Source organism: Alkalibacterium sp. s-m-28 (assembly GCF_054658175.1).
The window spans coordinates 1-3,274 of the sequence record NZ_BAAGIQ010000148.1 but is presented as its reverse complement, the minus strand read 5'-3'; the positions used below and the strand labels follow the sequence as shown (position 1 = coordinate 3,274).

General features: G+C 43.6%; 4 protein-coding genes. 1 reads left to right on the top strand and 3 read right to left on the bottom strand.

The genetic code is table 11. The annotated features are described in order from the left end of the window. Window positions 1-209: 209 nt before the first annotated feature. From ACYQ4S_RS11375 to ACYQ4S_RS11365, 3 genes are all read right to left on the bottom strand, one after another. On the bottom strand, window positions 210-434 hold the full coding sequence (locus ACYQ4S_RS11375) for a hypothetical protein (RefSeq protein WP_346023725.1): 225 nt from the start codon (window positions 432-434) through the stop codon (window positions 210-212). Between the two features lie 141 nt (window positions 435-575). Next, a complete protein-coding gene (locus ACYQ4S_RS11370) occupies window positions 576-1,232 on the bottom strand; it encodes an MFS transporter (RefSeq protein WP_459771227.1) in 657 nt (218 codons plus the stop codon). A 411-nt stretch (window positions 1,233-1,643) separates the two neighbouring features. Further along, window positions 1,644-2,120, bottom strand: a complete 477-nt coding sequence (locus ACYQ4S_RS11365) for an MFS transporter (RefSeq protein ID WP_459771226.1) — start codon at window positions 2,118-2,120, stop codon at window positions 1,644-1,646. 206 nt (window positions 2,121-2,326) lie between these two features. Between ACYQ4S_RS11365 and ACYQ4S_RS11360 the strand changes: the two genes are divergently transcribed. After that, on the top strand, window positions 2,327-3,187 hold the full coding sequence (locus ACYQ4S_RS11360) for an AEC family transporter (protein ID WP_459771224.1): 861 nt from the start codon (window positions 2,327-2,329) through the stop codon (window positions 3,185-3,187). Window positions 3,188-3,274 lie beyond the last annotated feature (87 nt).

Genomic DNA, 3,274 nt, shown 5'->3' with positions numbered 1-3,274 from the left:
TGCGTCCGACTTCCTTCAGATTCCGCCTCACGGCGGACACCCTTGTCTTTCGCTAACAGTTCCTACTGCCAAGTCTGTAGTGGACTTTCACCACCAAGTTGTCGCCCATGCCGGGCGCACATGAAAAAGAGAGCACAGTTACTACACTTGTGCTCTCCTTTATTGCCCGCTCCTTTTCATAAAGGTGCTATTACTTTTTCTGTATATTTTTATAATAATGTGACATCCAAGTATCCCAGTTTACGTGCCTCTCTAATCCTCTGCTGGTCTTCCTCGGTTATTTTCAGTAAAGCAGGGTTTTCAAGTATCATTTCATAGCCATATTCCTGTACACCTGACTGTATGATCGCTTTATCTATGCCTGTAACTATAGATAAAATCTTAGCTGGTTTTTTGTCTTTTGCTCGCTCGTCCGTTACTTCAGTAAATAACATCTCTGCTCCTCCTTTCTATACTGCTTCACCTATTTCTTTATATGATTATACCACATATGAAAGCGCTTCAACAAGAAGGATGTAACTGGATTATGTATATTTAATCTAATAAATGTGTAAAAGTTACGGCTTTGATCCAGCTTACTTCTCCGAGTACTGATTTCCAGCTGTAGAGAAGTTTCCTGGTGTTCTGACAAAGAACGTCAGAACTAAACCGAGCAGCGCGAAGACTGATGCCCATAAGAAGGCATGTGTTTCCTGAGACACTGCTGAAAGAAGCAGCGGACCGATGAGCGCAGATATTCCATAAGCCTGATAGAGCAAACCATAGTTCGATCCAAAATAGTATGTGCCGAAATAATCGCTGCACACTGCCGGAAACGTCGCTAGAAATCCGCCGAAACAGCTGACTATAATGCCTAGTATCGCAAAGTAAGTAAACGCATTGAGCTGAAATAAACTAAGCACCGCCATCGATACAGCAGTCAGACCAAACAGGAGAGTAAACACTCTCAATCGTCCGATCAAGTCAGACAGTGCACCCCATCCCAGTCTCCCTAAAGCATTGAATACAGCAGCTACAGCTACTGCATAACCTGCTGTTTTAGGAGACAGGCCGACCAGATCTCTCGCAATATCCTGAGACAAGCCGATAACCAGCAAGCCACTCAGACTTCCTGCAAAGTACATGATCCACAATAAGTAAAATGCCGGGGTCTTCAACATGCCTTTTGTAGTAAAGTCATTTTCGTTGACAAGCACGTGCTTGTTTTCTGACTGTGTTGGAACTTTAAGCATCTGTGCCCCAGTAATCCCTACTAATGCGTAGACCAGGCCTTGAACTAAAAAGGTCTGAGATACCCCAATCGAACTGATCAGTGCGGATAATAAAAAGGTGAACTACCCACCACTTAAATCCTCCGGATTTTGAAGTGGGGGCTTCCTACGAACTCCATTCTTGTCTGCACAGATTTCATGCAGACAGAGGAATCGGATATGGGTAGGCTCAAAAGGCAGTCCCTGCCTCATAGGTTTTCTTTTACTTGGCTAACGCCAAGGAATACTCAGTAGGCTTGATTGTCGCCTAGATATAGACTTGGTTATCATCTATACACAAAGCATACCAAATGAGAACGACATTTACCACTTCAAGCTATCGCTTGACCGAAATTCATCTCCCACTTTCACTGGTGCTTCGCACCCATACGCTTAGAAGTGGGAGACTTCTTTCGGAATTACGTTAAAAATAAACCCGCCCATTCCGAACGCGCCGATGATGATCCCTGTCACCATCCCTTTCTTTCTCGGGTACCACTTCACACCAGTCGACAACGGACAGACGTAGACCATACCGACACCGATACCTCCTACAAGACTGTAGCCTAGATACAAAACTGGCAGGGACCGTGCCTGCGAGGCAATTATCAGACCTGCACTGAAACATATCATTCCGATCGTCCCAACTAGTCGCGGTCCGATTCTGTCCTGCAGTCGCCCAGAAAAAATGGTGACAAATGCGAAAATAAATACGATAAGAGAATAGGCCGTATAAACTTCTGTTCTCTCCCATCCGAAGGCATCGACTAATGGTTGGTTAAACAAACTCCACGTGTAGATCCCTCCAATACATAGCTGCATCATGACACCGCCGAGCAGCACTTTCCATCTTTCTGCAGATTGTTCCATATTCATTCCCCTTTTCAGAAATAGTATAGCAGATTATTAGTTTGGCAATCAAAGCGAATTGACTTATTCTACTCCATATTTAACTATGAATTCCCTTTCACAAGACATGACTGATAATGGTATACTGTTGTTGCATATAGAAAGGTGGAGATTAACTGTGCTGGCAGTCCTTTTACAGTCTTTTCAAATTTTTACTGGTCATACTAGTGGCCTACTTATTCAAACAAGCTAAAATACTGAGATCAACTGACGGAGTAGCCCTGCAGAAAATCATACTTAACCTGACCCTTCCTGCGACGATTGTTGTCGGATTTAACGGGGTTTCAGTAGAACCTATTTTGTTTATCATGATCTCTCTCGGTCTCCTCACGAATATCGCTCTTGTCACCCTGGGTGGCTTTTTATGGCGTAATAAAGAAGCCCCACTTCAGTCCCTGATGATGTTCAGTCAGGCTGGATACAATATTGGCAACTTTACTATCCCTTTTGTCCAGGGGTTTTTCCCGGCAGCCATTCCTTATATAGGTAGCTTTGACATGGGAAATGCACTCATGCTGTTCGGCGGATCCCCAATGATCGTCGATAAAATGACCGGACAGAATCACTCGAACGATGGTTATATCAGAAGGATCTTGAGGTTGTTCCGATCCCCTTCTTTCACTACTTATATTGTCATGTTTCTTCTTGCACTTATCGGTATTGTTCTGACAGAAGAAATGCTGTCAGTTTTCAGACTCTTTTCAAGCGGGAATGCTTTCTTGTCCATGTTCATGGTCGGCTTGTATCTAGAAATACGCATCGACTCAGTATCGTTCAAGCGAGTCAGACAGCTCCTGGCTACCCGGTATATTATCGGTAGCCTAGTCGCCGCTATATTTTTCCTGGTCCTGCCACTGCCAGAATTGGTCCGTATCTCATTAGTACTCGTTGCTTTGGCACCGATCGGAACAGTTTCTACTATTAATATGATAATTTACGGCAATAAGCGGTCCTTAGCCAGTTTTCTGTCCTCAGTAAGCATCATCATCTCCTCGTATAATAAGTTTGTAGTTAAGAATTGTTCTTAACTTAGTTGATTGATTAACTGTTTGAAAGAATGGAGCTTTCTCCCCCATGGGGGAGAAAAATTTCAAAAAGTCGCTTTTGATGATCCA

What these genes read in the sequence shown, in the direction of transcription:
- ACYQ4S_RS11375 (WP_346023725.1), bottom strand. Translation starts at nt 434, where the DNA reads ATGTTATTTACTGAAGTAACGGACGAGCGAGCAAAAGACAAAAAACCA.
- ACYQ4S_RS11370 (WP_459771227.1), bottom strand. Translation starts at nt 1,232, where the DNA reads ATGCTTAAAGTTCCAACACAGTCAGAAAACAAGCACGTGCTTGTCAAC.
- ACYQ4S_RS11365 (WP_459771226.1), bottom strand. Translation starts at nt 2,120, where the DNA reads ATGGAACAATCTGCAGAAAGATGGAAAGTGCTGCTCGGCGGTGTCATG.